The organism is Clostridium ganghwense (genome assembly GCF_026735165.1).
Lineage (GTDB): Bacteria > Bacillota > Clostridia > Clostridiales > Clostridiaceae > Clostridium_H > Clostridium_H ganghwense.
The window spans coordinates 836,122-854,471 of the sequence record NZ_JAPQES010000001.1 but is presented as its reverse complement, the minus strand read 5'-3'; the positions used below and the strand labels follow the sequence as shown (position 1 = coordinate 854,471).

Annotated in this window: 16 protein-coding genes and 1 riboswitch; of the genes, 12 read left to right on the top strand and 4 right to left on the bottom strand. The window is 29.8% G+C overall.

Translation table 11 applies throughout. The features are described 5' to 3' along the window. Positions 1-118 precede the first annotated feature (118 nt). The 5 genes from OXH55_RS03860 to gltA all read left to right on the top strand — a co-directional run bounded on the left by OXH55_RS03860 (position 119) and on the right by gltA (position 6,466). Complete coding sequence (locus tag OXH55_RS03860; protein ID WP_268048130.1) at positions 119-1,513, top strand: sigma-54 interaction domain-containing protein; 1,395 nt, start codon at positions 119-121, stop codon at positions 1,511-1,513. Positions 1,514-1,830: 317 nt separating this feature from the next. Continuing rightward, positions 1,831-2,670: a 3-hydroxybutyryl-CoA dehydrogenase gene (locus tag OXH55_RS03855; protein ID WP_268048129.1), complete on the top strand. Its 840-nt coding sequence runs from the start codon at positions 1,831-1,833 to the stop codon at positions 2,668-2,670. 30 nt (positions 2,671-2,700) lie between these two features. After that, the gene (locus OXH55_RS03850; RefSeq protein ID WP_268048128.1) at positions 2,701-3,879 is read left to right on the top strand and encodes an acetyl-CoA C-acetyltransferase; all 1,179 of its coding nucleotides are present in this window, start codon (positions 2,701-2,703) and stop codon (positions 3,877-3,879) included. Between the two features lie 296 nt (positions 3,880-4,175). Then, positions 4,176-5,081, top strand: coding sequence for a sulfide/dihydroorotate dehydrogenase-like FAD/NAD-binding protein (locus OXH55_RS03845; RefSeq protein WP_268048127.1), 906 nt, complete (start codon positions 4,176-4,178; stop codon positions 5,079-5,081). Continuing rightward, positions 5,081-6,466, top strand: a complete 1,386-nt coding sequence (gene gltA, locus OXH55_RS03840) for an NADPH-dependent glutamate synthase (RefSeq protein WP_268048126.1) — start codon at positions 5,081-5,083, stop codon at positions 6,464-6,466. The genes OXH55_RS03845 and gltA overlap by 1 nt, the downstream gene beginning before the upstream one ends. A gap of 51 nt (positions 6,467-6,517) precedes the next feature. Here the strand turns inward: gltA and OXH55_RS03835 are convergent, their stop codons facing one another. Continuing rightward, positions 6,518-7,024, bottom strand: coding sequence for an NUDIX hydrolase (locus OXH55_RS03835; protein WP_268048125.1), 507 nt, complete (start codon positions 7,022-7,024; stop codon positions 6,518-6,520). A 279-nt stretch (positions 7,025-7,303) separates the two neighbouring features. On the opposite strand from OXH55_RS03835, the gene OXH55_RS03830 reads away from it, so the two are divergent. The 3 genes from OXH55_RS03830 to OXH55_RS03820 all read left to right on the top strand — a co-directional run bounded on the left by OXH55_RS03830 (position 7,304) and on the right by OXH55_RS03820 (position 10,760). Further along, positions 7,304-8,182, top strand: coding sequence for a DNA-3-methyladenine glycosylase family protein (locus tag OXH55_RS03830; protein WP_268048124.1), 879 nt, complete (start codon positions 7,304-7,306; stop codon positions 8,180-8,182). 182 nt (positions 8,183-8,364) lie between these two features. Next, entirely contained in the window at positions 8,365-9,852 is a 1,488-nt protein-coding gene (locus tag OXH55_RS03825) for a 4Fe-4S dicluster domain-containing protein (protein WP_268048123.1), read from the top strand. A 200-nt stretch (positions 9,853-10,052) separates the two neighbouring features. Next, entirely contained in the window at positions 10,053-10,760 is a 708-nt protein-coding gene (locus OXH55_RS03820; RefSeq protein ID WP_268048122.1) for a TVP38/TMEM64 family protein, read from the top strand. On the opposite strand, the gene OXH55_RS20190 is transcribed toward OXH55_RS03820, so the two are convergent. Beyond that, positions 10,742-11,413 (bottom strand): TIGR01906 family membrane protein, encoded by a 672-nt coding sequence (locus tag OXH55_RS20190; RefSeq protein ID WP_418921820.1) that lies wholly within the window; start codon positions 11,411-11,413, stop codon positions 10,742-10,744. The two genes, OXH55_RS03820 and OXH55_RS20190, sit on opposite strands and share 19 nt — an antisense overlap. 375 nt (positions 11,414-11,788) lie before the next feature. On the opposite strand from OXH55_RS20190, the gene groES reads away from it, so the two are divergent. Both groES and groL read left to right on the top strand, forming a co-directional pair. Then, the gene (gene groES / locus OXH55_RS03815; RefSeq protein ID WP_268048121.1) at positions 11,789-12,073 is read left to right on the top strand and encodes a co-chaperone GroES; all 285 of its coding nucleotides are present in this window, start codon (positions 11,789-11,791) and stop codon (positions 12,071-12,073) included. 111 nt (positions 12,074-12,184) lie between these two features. Next, entirely contained in the window at positions 12,185-13,822 is a 1,638-nt protein-coding gene (gene groL, locus OXH55_RS03810) for a chaperonin GroEL (protein ID WP_268048120.1), read from the top strand. 100 nt (positions 13,823-13,922) lie between these two features. Here the strand turns inward: groL and OXH55_RS03805 are convergent, their stop codons facing one another. Next, positions 13,923-14,666 (bottom strand): tRNA lysidine(34) synthetase, encoded by a 744-nt coding sequence (locus OXH55_RS03805; RefSeq protein WP_268048119.1) that lies wholly within the window; start codon positions 14,664-14,666, stop codon positions 13,923-13,925. 152 nt (positions 14,667-14,818) lie between these two features. Then, positions 14,819-14,916, top strand: a riboswitch (purine riboswitch). Between the two features lie 140 nt (positions 14,917-15,056). Here OXH55_RS03805 and guaB point away from each other — a divergent pair. Next, positions 15,057-16,511 (top strand): IMP dehydrogenase, encoded by a 1,455-nt coding sequence (guaB, locus tag OXH55_RS03800; protein ID WP_336296756.1) that lies wholly within the window; start codon positions 15,057-15,059, stop codon positions 16,509-16,511. A gap of 19 nt (positions 16,512-16,530) precedes the next feature. Then, complete coding sequence (gene guaA, locus OXH55_RS03795) at positions 16,531-18,063, top strand: glutamine-hydrolyzing GMP synthase (protein WP_268048117.1); 1,533 nt, start codon at positions 16,531-16,533, stop codon at positions 18,061-18,063. Between the two features lie 108 nt (positions 18,064-18,171). On the opposite strand, the gene OXH55_RS03790 is transcribed toward guaA, so the two are convergent. Next, complete coding sequence (locus OXH55_RS03790) at positions 18,172-18,342, bottom strand: hypothetical protein (protein WP_268048116.1); 171 nt, start codon at positions 18,340-18,342, stop codon at positions 18,172-18,174. Positions 18,343-18,350 lie beyond the last annotated feature (8 nt).

Here is an 18,350-nt window from a genome sequence, read left to right as displayed (position 1 = left end):
ATTTACAATCTTACTCTAAGTTAAATTTGTAATTATCTAAATAAAAATGATATTATCAAGATAAGTTACTATCGATATCTTTAATAGTATAAAAATTGAAAAAGAGTGAGGTGCTAACATGGATAACAATAATACATATGAAGATAAAATCTATATAGATATTTTACACTCTATAATGAATATGACTAATGAATGGTCAGTTATCATCGATCAAAATGGAAGGATAACTATGATGAGTAAGTCATATAAAGAATTTCTTGAGATTGCTCAACCAGAAGGCAAGCATGTTACTGAAGTAATAGAAAATACAAGATTACATATAGTTCTAGAAACTGGAAATATGGAAGTCGGAGAAGTGCAAGAAATTAGAGGAAATAAAATGATTGCTATGCGTATGCCTATAAAAAAAGATGGTGAAGTTGTGGGGGCAGTAGGTAAAGCTATGTTTAAAGATGTAGGAGATTTTTTTTCATTAAGTAAGAAGCTTAATAATTTAGAAAAAGAAATAGAATATTATAAAAGAGAACTAGGAAAAGAAAAAAAGGCTAGATATTCTTTTAATGATATTATTGGTGATGCTTCTAAAACGAAAAGTGTAAAGAATATGGGGAAAAGAGTGGCTAATACAGATTCAAATGTTCTAATTTTAGGCGAAAGTGGGACTGGAAAAGAATTATATGCTAATGCAATTCATAATACAAGCAAAAGATATTTAGCACCTTTTATAAAAATTAATTGTGCAGCCATACCTCCTGAATTATTGGAATCTGAACTATTTGGTTATGAAGATGGGGCATTTACAGGAGCAAAAAAAGGAGGGAAAAAAGGTAAATTTGAAATTGCCAATGGAGGAACAATATTACTGGATGAAATAGGGGACATGCCATTAAGTATGCAAGTAAAACTTTTGCGTGTACTTCAGGAGCGAGAATTTACTAAAGTAGGAGGAAGTAATGTTAATAAGATAGATGTTAGAATAATTGCCTCTACAAATAAAAATTTAGAAGAGAAATGTGCAAAAGGAGAATTTAGAGAAGATTTATATTATAGACTTAATGTAATGAAATTAAATATACCTCCTTTAAGAGATAGAAAAGAAGATATACCTAGCTTGGCAAATGCCTTAAGAATAAAGGTTGCAAATAAATTAGGAATATATGTAGAAGGTATTTCAAAAGAGGCTCTACAATATCTATTAAATTATAATTGGCCTGGAAATGTTAGAGAACTTGAGAATATTATAGAAAGAGCCATAAATTTGCTGGATTCAGATTTAATTATAAAAACAGATCATTTACCTGAAAGAATAATAAAAAATAAGTTAAAGAATTATAAAGGATATCCAAAAAGAGAGAGATACTTAAAAGATATAATTCAAGATGTTGAAAAAGAAATTATTGAAGAATGTTTGAAACAGACTAAAGGCAATAAAAATGAAGCTTCAAAAATTTTAGGGATAAGTAGGGCAGGATTGTATAAAAAAATAGAACTATATAACTTAAATAATGTATAAAAAATATACATGTAAAAAAAATATACATTTTCTTTAAATACTGTAGTATTGTAAAACAAAAAAGAAAATAAGATAAAGTGTAAAAAAAAAAGACACTTTATCTTATTTTGTTTTTTTGTATTTAAATTCTTAGTACAGAGTAAAAGTCGTTATTATCAGGTTTTCATAGGAATAAAAATAGTTTTTAATAATGGCATAACAATTGCTGTTAATATGTCATGTAAAGGTTTTTACAACAACTGTATATAGAAAAATATTATTCAAAACTTAGTATAGTTTAAGAATAATTAGTTTATAAGATTTTAAGGAGGTATAATATGAAAATATGTGTTTTAGGAGCAGGTACAATGGGAGCAGGAATAGCTCAAGCTTTTGCTGTAAAAGGACATGAGGTAGTATTAAGGGATATAAAAGATGAGTTTGTTGAAAGAGGACTTGCTGGAATAAATAAAAATATTTCTAAATTAGTATCAAAAGGAAAAATACAAGAAAATGATAAAGAAGAAATATTATCAAGACTAACAGGAACAGTTGACCTAAATATGGCAGCTGATTGCGATTTAGTTGTTGAAGCAGCGATAGAAAATATGGAAATAAAGAAGCAGATTTTTGGTGATTTGGACAAGATGTGTAAATCAGAAACAATACTTGCTTCAAATACATCATCACTTTCAATTACAGAAATTGCAGCTTCAACAAATAGACCAGATAAGGTTATAGGAATGCATTTCTTTAACCCAGCACCTATTATGAAACTTGTAGAGATCATAAGAGGAATGGCAACTTCAGAAGAAACTTTTGCTGCTGTAAAAGAATTATCAGAGGCAATTGGAAAACAGCCAGTAGAAGTTAAAGAAGCACCTGGATTTGTTGTAAATAAGATTTTAATTCCTATGATAAATGAAGCAGTAGGTATATTAGCAGAAAATATAGCTTCTGCAGAAGATATAGATAAGGCTATGATGTTAGGAGCTAATCACCCAATGGGACCTCTAGCTTTAGGAGACCTTATAGGATTAGATGTATGTCTTGCCATAATGGATGTATTATTCCATGAAACTGAGGATCCAAAGTATAGAGCTCATCCATTGCTAAGAAAATATGTAAGAGCTAGGTGGCTTGGAAGAAAGACTAAAAAAGGTTTTTATACTTACTAAAAATAATTAAATTGATAGGAGTGTATTATTATGAAAAACCCAGTTATAGTAAGTGCAGTAAGGACAGCCATAGGTAAATATGATGGAAGTTTAAAAAGTGTTCCAGCAGCAGAACTAGGAGCTATAGTTATAAAAGAAGCTTTAAATAGAGCAGGAGTTAAACCAGAACAAGTTGAAGAAGTTATAATGGGACATGTTCTACAAGCATGTCAAGGACAAAATACAGCAAGACAAGCAATGGTAAAAGCAGGTATTCCAGTGGAAACACCAGCATTTACTTTAAATAAAGTTTGTGGATCAGGATTAAGAGCAGTATCTCTTGCAGCACAAATGATAAAAGCTGAAGATGCTGATATACTAGTAGTTGGTGGTATGGAAAACATGTCTGCAACTCCATATACAATGGAAGCTGCTAGATGGGGACAAAGAATGGGAGATACAAAATTAGTAGACACAATGATTAAAGACGGTCTTTGGGATGCATTCAATAATTACCATATGGGAATAACAGCAGAAAATATAGCAGAACAATGGAATCTAACAAGAAAAGAACAAGATATATTTGCACTAAGATCACAAAATTTAGCAGAAAAAGCAATTAAAGAGGGCAGATTTAAAGATGAAATTGTTCCTGTTGTAATTAAAACTAGAAAGGGAGAAGTAGTATTTGATACTGATGAATTCCCTAGATTTGGAGCAACTGCTGAAGGCTTAGCTAAATTAAGACCAGCTTTTAAGCAAGATGGAACAGTTACAGCAGGAAATGCTTCAGGGATTAATGATGGAGCAGCTGCATTAGTTATTATGAGTGAAGAAAAAGCACAAGAATTAGGAATTAAACCGATGGCTAAAATAGTTTCTTATGGTTCAAAAGGTGTAGACCCTTCAATAATGGGATATGGACCAGTAGGAGCTACAAGAGTTGCTCTTGAAAGATCAGGACTAAAAATAGAGGATATAGATTTAATAGAAGCTAATGAAGCATTTGCATCTCAAAGCTTAGCAGTAGGAAAAGATTTGAAATTTGATATGGATAAAGTAAATGTAAATGGTGGAGCTATAGCATTAGGACATCCAATAGGATGCTCAGGAGCTAGGATTCTTATAACTTTACTATATGAAATGAAAAAAAGAGAGGCTAAAAAAGGTTTAGCTACACTTTGTATAGGCGGAGGAATGGGAACAAGCATTATAGTAGAAAGAGAATAAAATAAGATATACAGCATTAACTACATGACCTACTTTTCTTAAAGAAAAGTAGGTCGTTTTGTAGTGGAAAAGTTATATGTTATTTCTATAGGATACTATATACTATTTAAGTCTAATCCTATATACTAAATATATGAATAATGAAAGAATAAGAAAAACTTATTTTTATAAAAAGTTATCTTTACGAAGAGCTGTTTATTAATTATAATATAAGTTATAAAATAAATTGTGTGTATAAATATACGAAAATATTTATATTACAAAAACTGTTGTTGAAGATGATATGGGGTGTAAATATGTTTAAAATTATTAAGAAAAAATTATTAGTGCCTAACATTTATCTTATGGATATAGAGGCACCAAGAGTTGCAAATACTGCTAAACCAGGGCAGTTTGTAATTGTAAAAATGCATGAAAAAGGAGAACGAGTTCCTCTTACAATTTGTGATTATAATAAAGAAAAGGGAACGATAACTATAGTATTTCAAGCAGTGGGACGTTCAACAGAAGAAATGGCAAAATATAAAGAAGGAGAATATTTTGAAGACTTTGTAGGTCCACTTGGAAAACCTTCTGAATTTTTAAATGAGAATATTGAAGAATTAAAGAATAAAAAAGTATTATTTATATCAGGGGGAGTAGGTGCAGCACCGGTATACCCACAAGTTAAATGGTGTCATGAACATGGAATAAAAGCTGATGTAATAATGGGAACAAGAAGCAAGGATTTATTGATATTAGAGGATGAAATGAAGTCTGTAGCAGATAATGTATATGTAACGACAGATGATGGTTCTTATGGTTTTAAAGGGTTAGTTACAGATAAATTTAAGGATTTAGTAGATAATGAAGATAAAAAATATGATTATGTTGTGGCAATTGGTCCAATCATAATGATGAAATTTGTTTCTCTTGCTACAAAGCCTTACGAAATAAAAACAATAGTAAGTATGAACCCTCTTATGGTTGATGGTACAGGAATGTGTGGAGCTTGTAGAGTAACTGTAGGAGATAAAACTAAATTTGCTTGTGTTGATGGACCGGAATTTGATGGACATTTAGTGGATTTTGATGAAGCTATGAGAAGACAAGCAATGTATAAAACAGAAGAAGGAAGAGAAAAAATAAAGATAGAAGAAGCAAATAAAGAAAAACATCATCACCATCATGGTGGCTGTGGTTGCTGTGGAGGTGAAGAATAGTGGATAGAATGAAGAGAGTTCCAGTAAGAGAACAAGAGCCTAAGGTAAGAGCTGTTAACTTTGATGAAGTATGCTTAGGATACACAGAAGAGCAAGCTGTTGAAGAAGCAAGTAGATGCCTAAATTGCAAAAATCCTTTATGCGTACAAGGATGTCCAGTTTCAATAGATATTCCTACTTTCGTACAATATGTTAAAAATAGAGAATTTGAAAAGGCTGCTAAAGTTATAGCTAAGTATAGTTCTCTTCCAGCTGTATGTGGAAGAGTATGCCCACAAGAAACTCAATGTGAAGGAAAATGTGTACTTGGCATAAAGGGAGAGCCTGTATCAATAGGAAAGCTTGAAAGATTTGTAGGGGATTGGTCAAGAGAGAATAATGTAAATCTTACAGATACAGAGCCTAAGAAAAACAAAAGAGTTGCAGTAATAGGAAGTGGACCTGCAGGACTTACATGTGCAGGGGATTTAGCTAAAAAAGGATATGATGTCACTATTTTTGAAGCACTTCATGAACCAGGTGGAGTTTTAGTATATGGAATTCCAGAGTTTAGGCTTCCAAAAGATACAGTAGTTAGAGCTGAGATTGAAAATATAAAGAAATTAGGAGTTAAGATAGAAACCAATGTAGTAGTAGGTAGAACTGCTAATATAGATAAGTTGATGGAAGAAGAGGGCTATGATGCATTATTTATAGGCTCAGGAGCAGGACTTCCTAAATTTATGGGAATACCAGGCGAAAACGCAAATGGAGTATTTTCAGCTAATGAATTTTTAACAAGAGTGAATTTAATGAAAGCTCACAAAGAGGATTATGCAACTCCAGTTAAAGTAGGTCAAAAGGTTGCTGTTGTAGGTGGAGGAAATGTAGCAATGGATGCTGCTAGAACGGCTTTAAGACTTGGAGCAGAATCACATATAGTATATAGAAGATCAGAAGAAGAACTTCCAGCAAGATTAGAAGAAGTACATCATGCAAAGGAGGAAGGAATAATTTTTGACTTATTAACTAATCCAGTAGAAATTTTAGCAGATGAAAACGGATGGGTTAAAGGAATGAAATGTGTGAAAATGGAGCTTGGTGAGCCTGATAAATCAGGGAGAAGAAGACCAACACCGATAGAAGGTTCAGAATTTATAATAGATGTAGACACAGTAATAATGTCTCTTGGTACTTCTCCAAATCCATTAATTTCATCTACAACTGAAGGACTAGAAATTAATAAGTGGAAATGCATAGTAACAGAAGAAGAAACAGGTAAAACTTCAAAAGATGCAGTATATGCAGGGGGAGATGCTGTTACAGGAGCAGCTACTGTTATACTTGCTATGGAAGCTGGTAAAAAAGCTGCAAATGCTATTAATGAATTTCTATCTAACCAATAATAAATAAATAAAATACCTAGAAGATATAATTAATTCTTCTAGGTATTTTATTTATAAATTTACTTTAAGATAATAATAGGACATTACAGTTTTACTATCACATATTTTCCCATTTTGTATATTTTTCTCGAATTCATTAAAAGGCATCCACATTACTTCTGTTACATCAGCATCGTTTACCTTATTACATTTAAGAGAAGATTTTTTTATAGTAGCTTTAAAAAGATGCATAGTACTATTACTGAATCCCATCATAGGTTTATATTTCACAATTTTTTTCAAGTTATCTTTGATTATATCTAGATTTGTTTCTTCTTTTATCTCTCTTATCAAACAATTTTCAATACTTTCACCGGGAACATCTATGCAACCAGCAGGAATTTCTAAAGTATAATCCATAACAGAAGGCCTAAATTGTTTTACAAGTAAAATTTCATTAAATTCATTTACAATTACTGAAGAAACAGCATCGTAATTTTTTATAATATCGTATTGTTTTCCATCTATTTTTCTATGGTATAATTTTAGCCATCCATCGTAAATTAATTTATCGTTCATTTTAAAAATACCTCCTTATTCATTAAAAGTTATATGTTTTAAATAAATGTTTATTTTTATGTGCCGTATATTTAGAGTTTATCTGATTATTCTATTAATAGTTTAAACTATTAATAAAATTTAATAAAGAATATTTTAAAGATACTTTCCTTTGGCAATATTTTAATAAAAATTTATTTTAAAATTATCGAAACTATAGTTTAAGATAACTCTGGATAAAAGAGTGTAATAAGAGTTAAAATATAATCTAGATTAAATGTAAAGAAGAGGAGTGTAATTATGGATTTTAACTATATAGAAGAATTTGAAAATGGTGTAATAATAAAGGATGTAAAAAACTTCGAACTTCCACATATATTTGACTGTGGTCAATGTTTCAGATGGAAACAGCAAGAAAATGGAAATTATATAGGTGTTGCTTTTGGAAAAGTAATAGAAGTAGAAAAAAAAGATAATGATGTGATTTTATATAACACAAATGAAGAGGACTTTAAAAATATTTGGTGTAATTATTTTGACTTGTATAGAGATTACTATACTATAAAAGAAATTTTGAGTAAGGATGAACTTCTAAAGAAATCTGTTGAATTTGGTACGGGAATAAGACTTTTGCAGCAAGAACCGTTTGAAATGATAATATCATTTATAATTTCTGCAAATAATAGAATACCTATGATTAAAAGAGCAATAAATAATATATCTGAGAAGTGGGGAAATACTATTATGTATAAAGATGAGACATATTATACTTTTCCTAGTATTCAAAATTTGAAAAACTGTACTATAAATGATTTAGAAAAATGTGGAACAGGTTTTAGAGCCAAATATATAAAAAATACCATCGATAGAATTTTAAATGGAGATATAGATATTGACTACATTAAGCAGTTAGACGATGATATGTGTCACAAAGAATTACAAAAACTTAGTGGAGTTGGTCCTAAAGTTGGAGATTGTATAATGTTATTTTCAATGAATAAATATTCTGCTTTCCCAGTAGATATATGGGTGAAAAGAGCAATGCAGCATTTTTATTTAGCACCAGATGTATCATTAAAAAAGATCAGAGAGTTTGGAAGAGATAAATTTGGAGAATTGTCAGGTTTTGCTCAACAATATCTATTTTACTATGCTAGAGAAAATAATATAAGAATTTAAAAATATATTTTTGTATTTCAAAGCTGTTATAGTCAAATTTTATCATCTGTTATAATAATTTGCTGTTACATTATTAATAATTATCTGTTATAATAAAAACGAATGTGATTTGATAAAACTCGTACTCCTTATTGTAAAATACAATAATGTATAAATGGGTTATATTAATAGGAGGTAAAATGATGAATGTATTTGAAACACAGTTAAAAAAATTGAAATATGAGGTTTTAAGAGAAGTTGCTTTATTAGCTAAAGAAGACAGACTTACGGAAGAAAATATAGACAAGATTCCATATAAAATAATTCCAGGGAATAAACCTACTTACAGATGTTGTGTTTATCATGAAAGAGCTATATTGAAGGAAAGAGCCAAAATTGCTTCTGGATATATTACTAATGGAGATTGTGCTGATTATATAATGGATAAGGATAAAGATGATCAAATAATGTATGTTATCGAAGCAGCCTGTGATACATGTCCTATTAACAAGTATACTATTACAGAAGTATGTAGAGGATGTATTCAACATAAATGTATGGAAGTATGTCCAGCTAATGCTATTACAAGAATTAATGGAAAGGCATATATCAATCAAAATTTATGTAGAGAGTGTGGTCTGTGCAAAAAAGCATGTCCATACAATGCCGTGTCAGAAGTAATGAGACCGTGTAAAAAAGTATGTCCGACTGATGCTTTGGATATAGATTATGAAGATAGAAGAGCTATAATTAAGGAAGAAGATTGTATAAATTGTGGGGCTTGTATGGCTGCATGTCCGTTTGGAGCTATATCAGACAAGAGTTATATTGTTTCCGTTATTAATAACTTAAAATCAGATAAGAAAGTGTATGCTGTAATAGCACCATCAATAACAGGGCAATTTGGTCCAAGCATAACTGTAGGACAAGTTAAAGATGCCTTAGAAAAATTAGGTTTTGAAAATATGGTTGAGGCAGCTTATGGAGCAGATGCAGTTACTTTACATGAAGCTATGGAATTTGTTGAAAGAATGGAAAAAGGCGAAAAATACATGACTAATTCATGTTGTCCTGGTTTTGTAGCATATATAGAAAATAAATTTAAAGATCAAGTTGAGAATATATCCAATACAGTTTCACCGATGATTGCAACTGCAAAATTAATAAAAAAGAATGATGAAGATGCTGTAATTGTATTTATAGGACCTTGTACTGCTAAAAAGATGGAGATGAAAAAAGAAGAGGTAAAAGGATTAGTTGACTATGTTTTAACTTTTGAAGAACTGGCAGCAATTATTTCGGCTTATAAAATTGATTTAGAAAGTTGTAATGATGTTGAAGTAGATGATGCATCAGCATACGGCAGAGGCTTTGCTCAAGGTGGAGGACTTACTGCAGCAATTAAAAACATCATAAAGGATAAAGAAATAGATATAGAGTTTAAACCAGTTACAATTAGTGGACGCGAAAATATTAAGAGATATATGTTGCTTGCCAAAAATGGGAAATTACCTGGCAATTTCATAGAGGGAATGATGTGCGATGGTGGATGTATAGGTGGAGCTGCTACAGTATGTTCACAAAACAAAGCAAAAATGCCTTTAAATAAATTTAGTAAGGGATCAAAAAATCAAAATATAATTGAAAATGAAAAATTAGAGGAATTTAAAGATATAAATTTGGATAAATAGAGAAGGAAAAAGGGTGCTTATATGTAGAATATATATAAGTATCCTTTTATTTTAAATTTAAGAAATATTTTTACAAAATTAATATATAAACGTATTATAATAAAAGAAGTTTAATGAGATAATACTAATGTGATATATACTAAAAAAAGGTGAGTATTAAAAAAAATTATAGGATTAGCCAAAGCAAGTAAGGAGCTACTATGTTAAGGAATATAAAAGATCAAATTATAAAATATAAAGGATATATTATATTAATAATAGTTTTATTATTTTTGATTATCTCTGGATATGAATATTATTATAAATACTCTTACATATTAAAAGATCCAGAAAAGCTTAAGACATTTATAATGTCTTATGGAAAATACAGTATACTTGTTTTCTTTATAATTCAAGTAATACAGGTTGTAGCATTCTTTATTCCAGGAGAGATTGTTCAAATTGCTGGTGGATATATTTTTGGAGCAGGAATAGGAGGAATAATTTCTCTTGGAGGAATAACAGGTGGAAGCATACTTGTCTACCTTATTGCAAATGAATTTGGAAAGCCTTTTGTAGAAAAAATAGTTTCTGAAAAAAAAATTAATTTTCTTGAAAAAATATTAAAGGCTGGTAGTAAAAGGTTTGTAATATTTTTATTATATTTAATTCCGGGATTACCAAAGGATATTTTTGGATATATTTGTGGTGTTTCTGATATTTCATTAAAAGATTTTGCTATATATTCAACATTAGGAAGAATTCCAGGAATTTTTGTATCAGCATATTTTGGGTCTAAAATGTTTACTCAGAATATGGAACAATTGATATTTATTGCTGTTATAATGAGTATACTATTTATTATAGGGGTATTAAAAGGAGATAATATTATAAGAAAAATAATAAATAGTCATAAAAAAGCAAAATAATTATTTAGTTTTTTGTAAATAATATAAATAATAGTACTATATACCAGTGTTAGACTAATTATAAAAATGGTACAGTGAAAAAAAAATTCTTGAGGCATAATAGTTATTATTGGATCAGTTTTTGAGTTTAAAAGCCAATAATCATTATTAAAAAGTAGTTTATGAAAAATATTAAAACTTTTGTCAAAGTTGATTAAAAAGGGTATTAAACATAAAAGTGGGGTAATAAATAAAGAAAAACTGCTCCACTTTAAAAATTTAAAGTCTTTATTTCTATTTATATAAATATAAATAATTATTATATCTATTAATATTAAAACATAGAATATATAATCTAATTTATTAAATATAGCTTTAACTTCTTCGAAGTGAATTTTACCTTCATTTGAAAAAGTCAATGTAGGTAAAACAAAGATTTGTTTTTTAGGATTTTGTACATAATTTATTACATAATCATAATTTAATTTTATTTCTTCATTACTTAAATGTGAAGTTTCCTGAACATTTAATGTAATAATATCTGCATAATATAAAGGTTTAAAATTTAGTGTGAGTTTTATACTTAATATTATAATTAGTAATGTTGTACAAAATGTAGCAAGTATTTTATAGATTACATTTTGTCTTTTTAGTATTTTTATCAATGCGCTCACCTCTTGATTTCTTTAGTAAGTTAGAGTTTCTATGTTCTCTATATTAGAATTAATCACAATTTATATTTTTAGTATGGACATCTTAAAAATATAATAATCAGTGTGCTATAAAAATATTTAATATATATCAAATTAAAGGTTTTAAAATTATTTTTGAAATAATAAGGAAATAGAAGAAATAAGACGAATTAGTTTAATATTTTATATTAATTAGTTATAATTGACTTAGATGAAGCATAAAGTTAAAAAGTGGAATTTGATATTAGTTATAGTATAAAATTATAATAAATGTATTAGCACTCGTTGTTAATGAGTGCTAACAATAATAAAAATAATTTTGTATAAACATATATAAATACATGAGGAGGGGTTTATATGAGAATTAGACCACTTGGAGACAGAGTTGTAATTAAAGGATTAGAAGCTGAAGAAACAACAAAAAGCGGAATTGTTTTACCAGGAAGTGCTAAAGAAAGACCACAAGAAGCTGAAGTTGTTGCTGTAGGACCAGGCGGAGTTGTGGATGGAAAAGAAGTTAAGATGGAAGTTAAAGTAGGGGATAAAGTATTATTCTCTAAGTATGCTGGTACAGAAGTTAAAATCGATGGAGAAGAATATACAATATTAAGACAAAATGATATATTAGCAGTAGTAGAATAGTATTACATAAAATAACTAATTTATTAGTTGCTAATAGTTATAAAGAGTATTTGGTTTAAACATCCTCTGTTATGAGGGGAAATTTATTTTTAAATAGGGAGGTTGCTAGAAATGGCTAAGAGCATTTTATTCGGTGAAGAAGCAAGACGTGCTATGCAAAAAGGAGTAGACAAATTAGCTGATACAGTTAAAGTTACTTTAGGACCTAAAGGAAGAAATGTTGTTTTAGATAAAAAATTTGGTGCACCACTTATAACAAATGATGGTGTTAGTATAGCAAGAGAAATAGAACTTGAAGATCCATATGAAAATATGGGAGCACAACTTGTTAAAGAAGTTGCTACAAAAACAAATGATGTAGCTGGAGATGGAACAACAACTGCTACATTACTTGCACAAGCAATTATAAGAGAAGGATTAAAAAATGTAACTGCTGGTGCAAACCCAATGTTAATAAGACAAGGAATAAAAAAAGCAGTTGAGTGTGCTGTAGAAGAAATCAAAAAAGGTTCAAAACCAGTTGAAGGAAAAGAAGATATAGCTAGAGTTGCTGCAATATCAGCTGCAGATGAAGAAATAGGTAAGTTAATTGCAGATGCTATGGAAAAAGTAGGTAACGAAGGTGTTATTACTGTAGAAGAATCAAAAACAATGGCAACTGAATTAGAAGTTGTTGAAGGAATGCAATTCGATAGAGGATATTTAAGCCCATATATGGTAACAGATACAGAAAAAATGGAAGCTATTTTAGAAGAACCATATATCTTAATAACTGATAAAAAAATAGCTAATATTCAAGATATTCTTCCAATACTTGAACAAATAGTTCAACAAGGAAAGAAATTGTTAATAATAGCTGAAGATATAGAAGGAGAAGCTTTAGCTACATTAGTAGTTAATAAGCTAAGAGGAACATTTACATGTGTTGCTGTTAAAGCACCAGGATTTGGTGATAGAAGAAAAGAAATGTTACAAGATATAGCTATTTTAACAGGTGGAGAAGTTATAGCAGAAGAATTAGGAAGAGATTTAAAAGATGTTACTTTAGATATGCTTGGAACTGCAGAAAGTGTAAAAGTTTCTAAAGAAAATACTACAGTAGTTAATGGTAGAGGAGACAAAAACGCTATAGTTGATAGAGTAAATCAAATTAAGAATCAAATCGCAGAAACTACTTCAGAATTTGATACAGAAAAACTTCAAGAAAGATTAGCTAAACTTGCAGGTGGTGTTGCAGTAGTTAAAGTTGGTGCAGCTACTGAGACTGAACTTAAAGAAAGAAAATTAAGAATAGAAGATGCTCTTGCAGCTACTAAAGCAGCAGTTGAAGAAGGAATTGTTGCTGGTGGTGGTACTGCTTATGTTAATGCTATAAGAGAAGTAGCTAAGATAACTATAGATAATGCAGATGCACAAGTTGGTGTAAATATTATACGAAGAGCTCTTGAAGAACCAGTAAGACAAATAGCTGCAAATGCTGGACTTGAAGGTTCTGTAATAATTGAAAAAATAAAAAATAGTGAATCACCTGTTGAAGGATTTGATGCATTAAATCAAGAATATGTAAATATGGTTCAAAAAGGTATTGTTGATCCAACTAAGGTTACAAGATCAGCACTTCAAAATGCAGCATCAGTTTCATCAACATTCTTAACAACTGAATGCGTTGTAGCTGAAATTCCTGAAAAGAATCCAGCACCAGCAGGAGCTCCAGGAATGGGCGGCATGGGAATGGACGGAATGTACTAGAATACATTTAAAAGTTGAAAATTTAAAATTGAGATTTAAAAAAGGGATTTTTGTCAACGGCAAAAGTCCCTTTGATTATATAATTATCAATTGTTAATTCTCAATTATTCTTCTGTTTCCATAAATTCTTCAAATCTACATTAGATAAAGATGTGATTATATTTCTTTGAGCATGTGGATATATTTTTTCTAATTTATGTAGCAAATTTTTCATATCTTCTCTTGTAGTCTTTTTATCTATTGGGCAGGAACTTTTTATTACAGGAAGATTATACTTATTGGTTAGTTTTTCAATAACATCTTCTTTCATATAAATTAGAGGTCTTATTATATTAATATTCTTATCTTTAAAATATATATTAGGATGAAAAGTTCCAAGTTTACCTACCTTTAAAACATTCATAAAAAGAGTTTCAATTACATCATCGCTATTATGGCCAAGAGCTATTTTATTAATATTATTTTTTTGGGCTATTCTAATTAAAGCTCCTTTTCTTAATTTAGAACAAAGAGAACAAGGTTTTTTTTCGTTTCTATCATTAAATACAACTTCTGCTATATTGGTTTCTTCAATTATGAGTGGAATGTTATTTTTACTGCAAAATTCTTTTAGTGGTGAAATATCCATGTTAAAACCTAAATCTATATTAATACCTATTATTTCAAAATCTTTTATAGATGTCATTTGTATAAGCTTAAGAGCAAAAAGTAAAAATATGCTGTCTTTACCGCCAGATAGTCCTACAGCAACTCTATCTCCAGGACTAATCATTGTATATTCTTCAATTGAACGTCTAAGATATCTTAAAAATAACCTATTATATTCTTTTTTAAAACTTATCATATATTATCCTCCTTGTAAGTTTATGAAAATATTATACTATAAAATTTTTGTAGATTCTGCAAGTTTATTATCAAAAAATATATTATTTTAATTGACAAAAGTCAAAATTTAAAATAAAATAAAACTTAATAAAAAAATTAAAGTAAATTAAAAAGTAAATACATAGTTTCACTTGTATATCCCTTGAATATGGCAAGGAGTATCTACCGGAGACCTTAAATTTCCGACTATGAGTGATTAATGCGAATGTGTTTTTGGTACATGCATTAATCTCACTCTTTAGATATACAGTAGTGAAATTAATGCATTTTTTATTTTAAGATTATTACTTTTAAAATAAGTAAAAAATACTTTTACGTTAATAATAAATTTGAAAGGAAGATGATAACAGTGGCAGTTATTTTAAAACAAGCGTATACTTTTGATGATGTATTATTAGTACCGAATAAATCAGAGATTTTACCAAGAGAGGTTACTCTTAAAACAAAGTTAACTAAAACTTTAACTTTAAATATACCACTAATTAGTGCTGGTATGGATACAGTTACTGAATCAAAAATGGCAATTGCTATGGCAAGAGAAGGCGGTATAGGTATTGTTCATAAGAATATGTCTATAGAACAACAAGCATTAGAAGTTGATAGAGTTAAAAGACAAGAAAATGGTGTTATAACAGATCCTTTCTCATTATCTCCAGAAAATATTATTCAAGATTCATTAGATTTAATGAGTAAGTATAGAATATCAGGTGTACCAATTACTGTTGATGGAAAACTTGTAGGTATAATAACTAATAGAGATATAGTATTTGAAAGTGATTACAGTAGAAAAATTAGTGAAGTAATGACTAAAGAAAATCTTATAACTGCACCAGAAGGTACAACTATAGAAGAAGCAAAGGAACTTCTTAAAAATCATAAAATAGAAAAACTTCCTTTAGTGGATAATGAAAATAATTTAACAGGTCTTATAACAATAAAAGATATAGAAAAAGTGAAAAAATTCCCAAATGCGGCTAAAGATTCTAAAGGTAGATTATTATGTGGTGCTGCAGTAGGTGTAACTGGAAATATGATGGAAAGAGTAGATGCTCTTGTAAAGGCTCAAGTAGATGTTATAACAGTTGATACTGCTCACGGACATTCTCAAGGAGTTTTGGTTGCTGTAAAAGAAATTAAAGAGAAATATCCAGAACTTCAGGTTATTGCAGGTAATGTTGCAACACCAGAGGCAACAAAAGATTTAATTGAAGCAGGAGCAGATTGTATAAAGGTTGGTATAGGACCTGGATCAATTTGTACAACAAGGGTTGTTGCTGGAGTAGGAGTTCCACAACTTACAGCAGTTATGGATTGTGTTGAAGAAGCTAATAAGTATGGAATACCAGTTATTGCAGATGGTGGATTAAAATATTCAGGTGATGTAGTTAAAGCTTTAGCAGCAGGAGCATCTACTGCTATGATGGGTTCAATGCTTGCAGGATGCGAAGAAGCACCTGGTGAAGTGGAAATATATCAAGGAAGAAGCTATAAAGTATATAGAGGAATGGGTTCTCTTGCTGCAATGGCTTGCGGAAGTAAAGATAGATATTTCCAAGAAGGAAATAAAAAGTTAGTACCAGAAGGTGTTGAAGGAAGAGTACCATTCAAAGGTTCTGTAGTAGATACAATATTCCAATTAATTGGTGGAATTCGTTCAGGAATGGGTTATTTAGGTTCAGCTACACTTACTGATTTATACAAAAGTGCTAGATTTGTAGTTCAAACTTCAGCAGGACTTAGAGAAAGTCATCCACATGATATTTCAATGACTAGAGAAGCACCAAATTACAGTGTACAATCTTAAGATAAAGCGGAGGGGTTCTATGAAAAGAGAATTAGTTTTAGTTATAGATTTTGGTGGACAATATAATCAACTTATTGCAAGAAGAGTTAGAGAACATAACGTTTATTGTGAAATAGTTCCATATAATACTTCTATTGAGAAGATAAAAGAAAAAAATCCTAAAGGAATAATTTTTACAGGAGGTCCTAACAGCGTTTATGGAGAAGGAACTCCAAAGGTTGATAAAGGAATTTTCGAGATGGAAGTGCCTGTACTTGGAATATGCTATGGACATCAACTAACAGCCTATACTTTAGGTGGAAATGTTGAAAGTCCTGATATTAGAGAGTATGGTAAAAAAGATGTTAAATTGGATACTTCATCTTTATTATTTGATGGAATTAAAGAAAGTGATCAATCATGGATGAGTCATACAGATTATGTATCAGAAGTTCCAGAAGGTTTTAAGATAATAGGTACAACAGATCAATGTCCAGTTGCAGCTATGGAAAATGCAGAGAAAAAGATATATGGAGTTCAATTCCATCCAGAAGTTGAACATACTTTATTTGGTAAGCAAATGCTTTCAAACTTCTTATTTAAAGTTTGTGATTTAAAAGCTGATTGGTCAATGGCTTCTTTTGCAGAAGAAAAGATAAAAGAGATAAAAGAATTAGTAGGAGATAGGAAAGTACTTTGTGCGTTATCAGGTGGAGTTGATTCATCAGTTGCAGCAGTACTTGTGCATAAAGCAATAGGAAAGCAGCTTACTTGTGTATTTGTTGATCATGGTTTACTAAGAAAAGATGAAGGGGACCAAGTCGAAAATATTTTTAAGAAACAATTTGATATGAATCTTATAAGAGTTAATGCTCAAGATAGATTTTTAGGAAAGCTTAAAGGTGTAAGTGATCCTGAGAGAAAGAGAAAGATAATAGGAGAAGAATTCATAAGAGTTTTTGAAGAAGAAGCAAATAAACTTGGACAAATAGATTTTCTTGTTCAAGGTACTATATATCCAGATGTAGTTGAAAGTGGAACAGATACTTCAGCTACTATAAAGAGTCATCACAATGTTGGTGGACTTCCAGAGGATATGCAATTTGCATTAATTGAGCCACTTAGAGAATTGTTTAAGGATGAAGTTAGAGCTGTGGGAGAAGAAATTGGAATCCCTCATAAGCTTGTATGGAGACAGCCATTCCCAGGACCAGGTCTTGCAATTAGAGTTTTAGGAGAAATTACTGAAGAAAAATTATTTATTACAAGAGAAGCAGATGCAATATTCAGAGATGAAATAGCTAAGGCAGGACTTGAAGAAAAGATATGGCAATACTTTGCATGTCTTCCAAACATTCAATCAGTTGGAGTTATGGGAGATGAAAGAACATATTGTCACACAATAGCATTAAGAGCAGTAACAAGTTCCGATGCTATGACTTCAGATTGGGCTAGAATACCATATGAAGTGTTAGATGAAGTTTCAAGAAGAATAGTTAACGAAGTTAAAGGTGTTAACAGAATAGTTTACGACGTAACTTCTAAGCCACCAGCAACTATCGAGTGGGAATAGAAGTTAGTGATTAGAAACACTTAAATATAGAGTTTTATATAGTATTTAAAAGTATTAATAGGTGGTTATGATTTTTGCTTGAATTTTAGGCAGTCATAACTACCTATTTTAATTTATAATTAGTTCTACAATCATTTTATCGGTTAAATTAATTCGTAAGTTGTTTGCATAAATTCTTATTAATATTTTTTTGGATTTAATAGAAAGACTTTCTCTATCAATTTTCCTAACAAAAACTTTTATCAAATTAACTTTTTTTCTAAATTCAAGTATACTCATATCTATCC

Excerpts from the sequence above, each read along its gene's own strand:
- OXH55_RS03860 (WP_268048130.1), top strand. The coding sequence starts at position 119 with ATGGATAACAATAATACATATGAAGATAAAATCTATATAGATATTTTA.
- OXH55_RS03855 (WP_268048129.1), top strand. The coding sequence starts at position 1,831 with ATGAAAATATGTGTTTTAGGAGCAGGTACAATGGGAGCAGGAATAGCT.
- OXH55_RS03850 (WP_268048128.1), top strand. The coding sequence starts at position 2,701 with ATGAAAAACCCAGTTATAGTAAGTGCAGTAAGGACAGCCATAGGTAAA.
- OXH55_RS03845 (WP_268048127.1), top strand. The coding sequence starts at position 4,176 with ATGTTTAAAATTATTAAGAAAAAATTATTAGTGCCTAACATTTATCTT.
- OXH55_RS03835 (WP_268048125.1), bottom strand. The coding sequence starts at position 7,024 with ATGAACGATAAATTAATTTACGATGGATGGCTAAAATTATACCATAGA.
- OXH55_RS03830 (WP_268048124.1), top strand. The coding sequence starts at position 7,304 with ATGGATTTTAACTATATAGAAGAATTTGAAAATGGTGTAATAATAAAG.
- OXH55_RS03825 (WP_268048123.1), top strand. The coding sequence starts at position 8,365 with ATGAATGTATTTGAAACACAGTTAAAAAAATTGAAATATGAGGTTTTA.
- OXH55_RS03820 (WP_268048122.1), top strand. The coding sequence starts at position 10,053 with ATGTTAAGGAATATAAAAGATCAAATTATAAAATATAAAGGATATATT.
- groES (WP_268048121.1), top strand. The coding sequence starts at position 11,789 with ATGAGAATTAGACCACTTGGAGACAGAGTTGTAATTAAAGGATTAGAA.
- groL (WP_268048120.1), top strand. The coding sequence starts at position 12,185 with ATGGCTAAGAGCATTTTATTCGGTGAAGAAGCAAGACGTGCTATGCAA.
- OXH55_RS03805 (WP_268048119.1), bottom strand. The coding sequence starts at position 14,666 with ATGATAAGTTTTAAAAAAGAATATAATAGGTTATTTTTAAGATATCTT.
- guaA (WP_268048117.1), top strand. The coding sequence starts at position 16,531 with ATGAAAAGAGAATTAGTTTTAGTTATAGATTTTGGTGGACAATATAAT.
- OXH55_RS03790 (WP_268048116.1), bottom strand. The coding sequence starts at position 18,342 with ATGAGTATACTTGAATTTAGAAAAAAAGTTAATTTGATAAAAGTTTTT.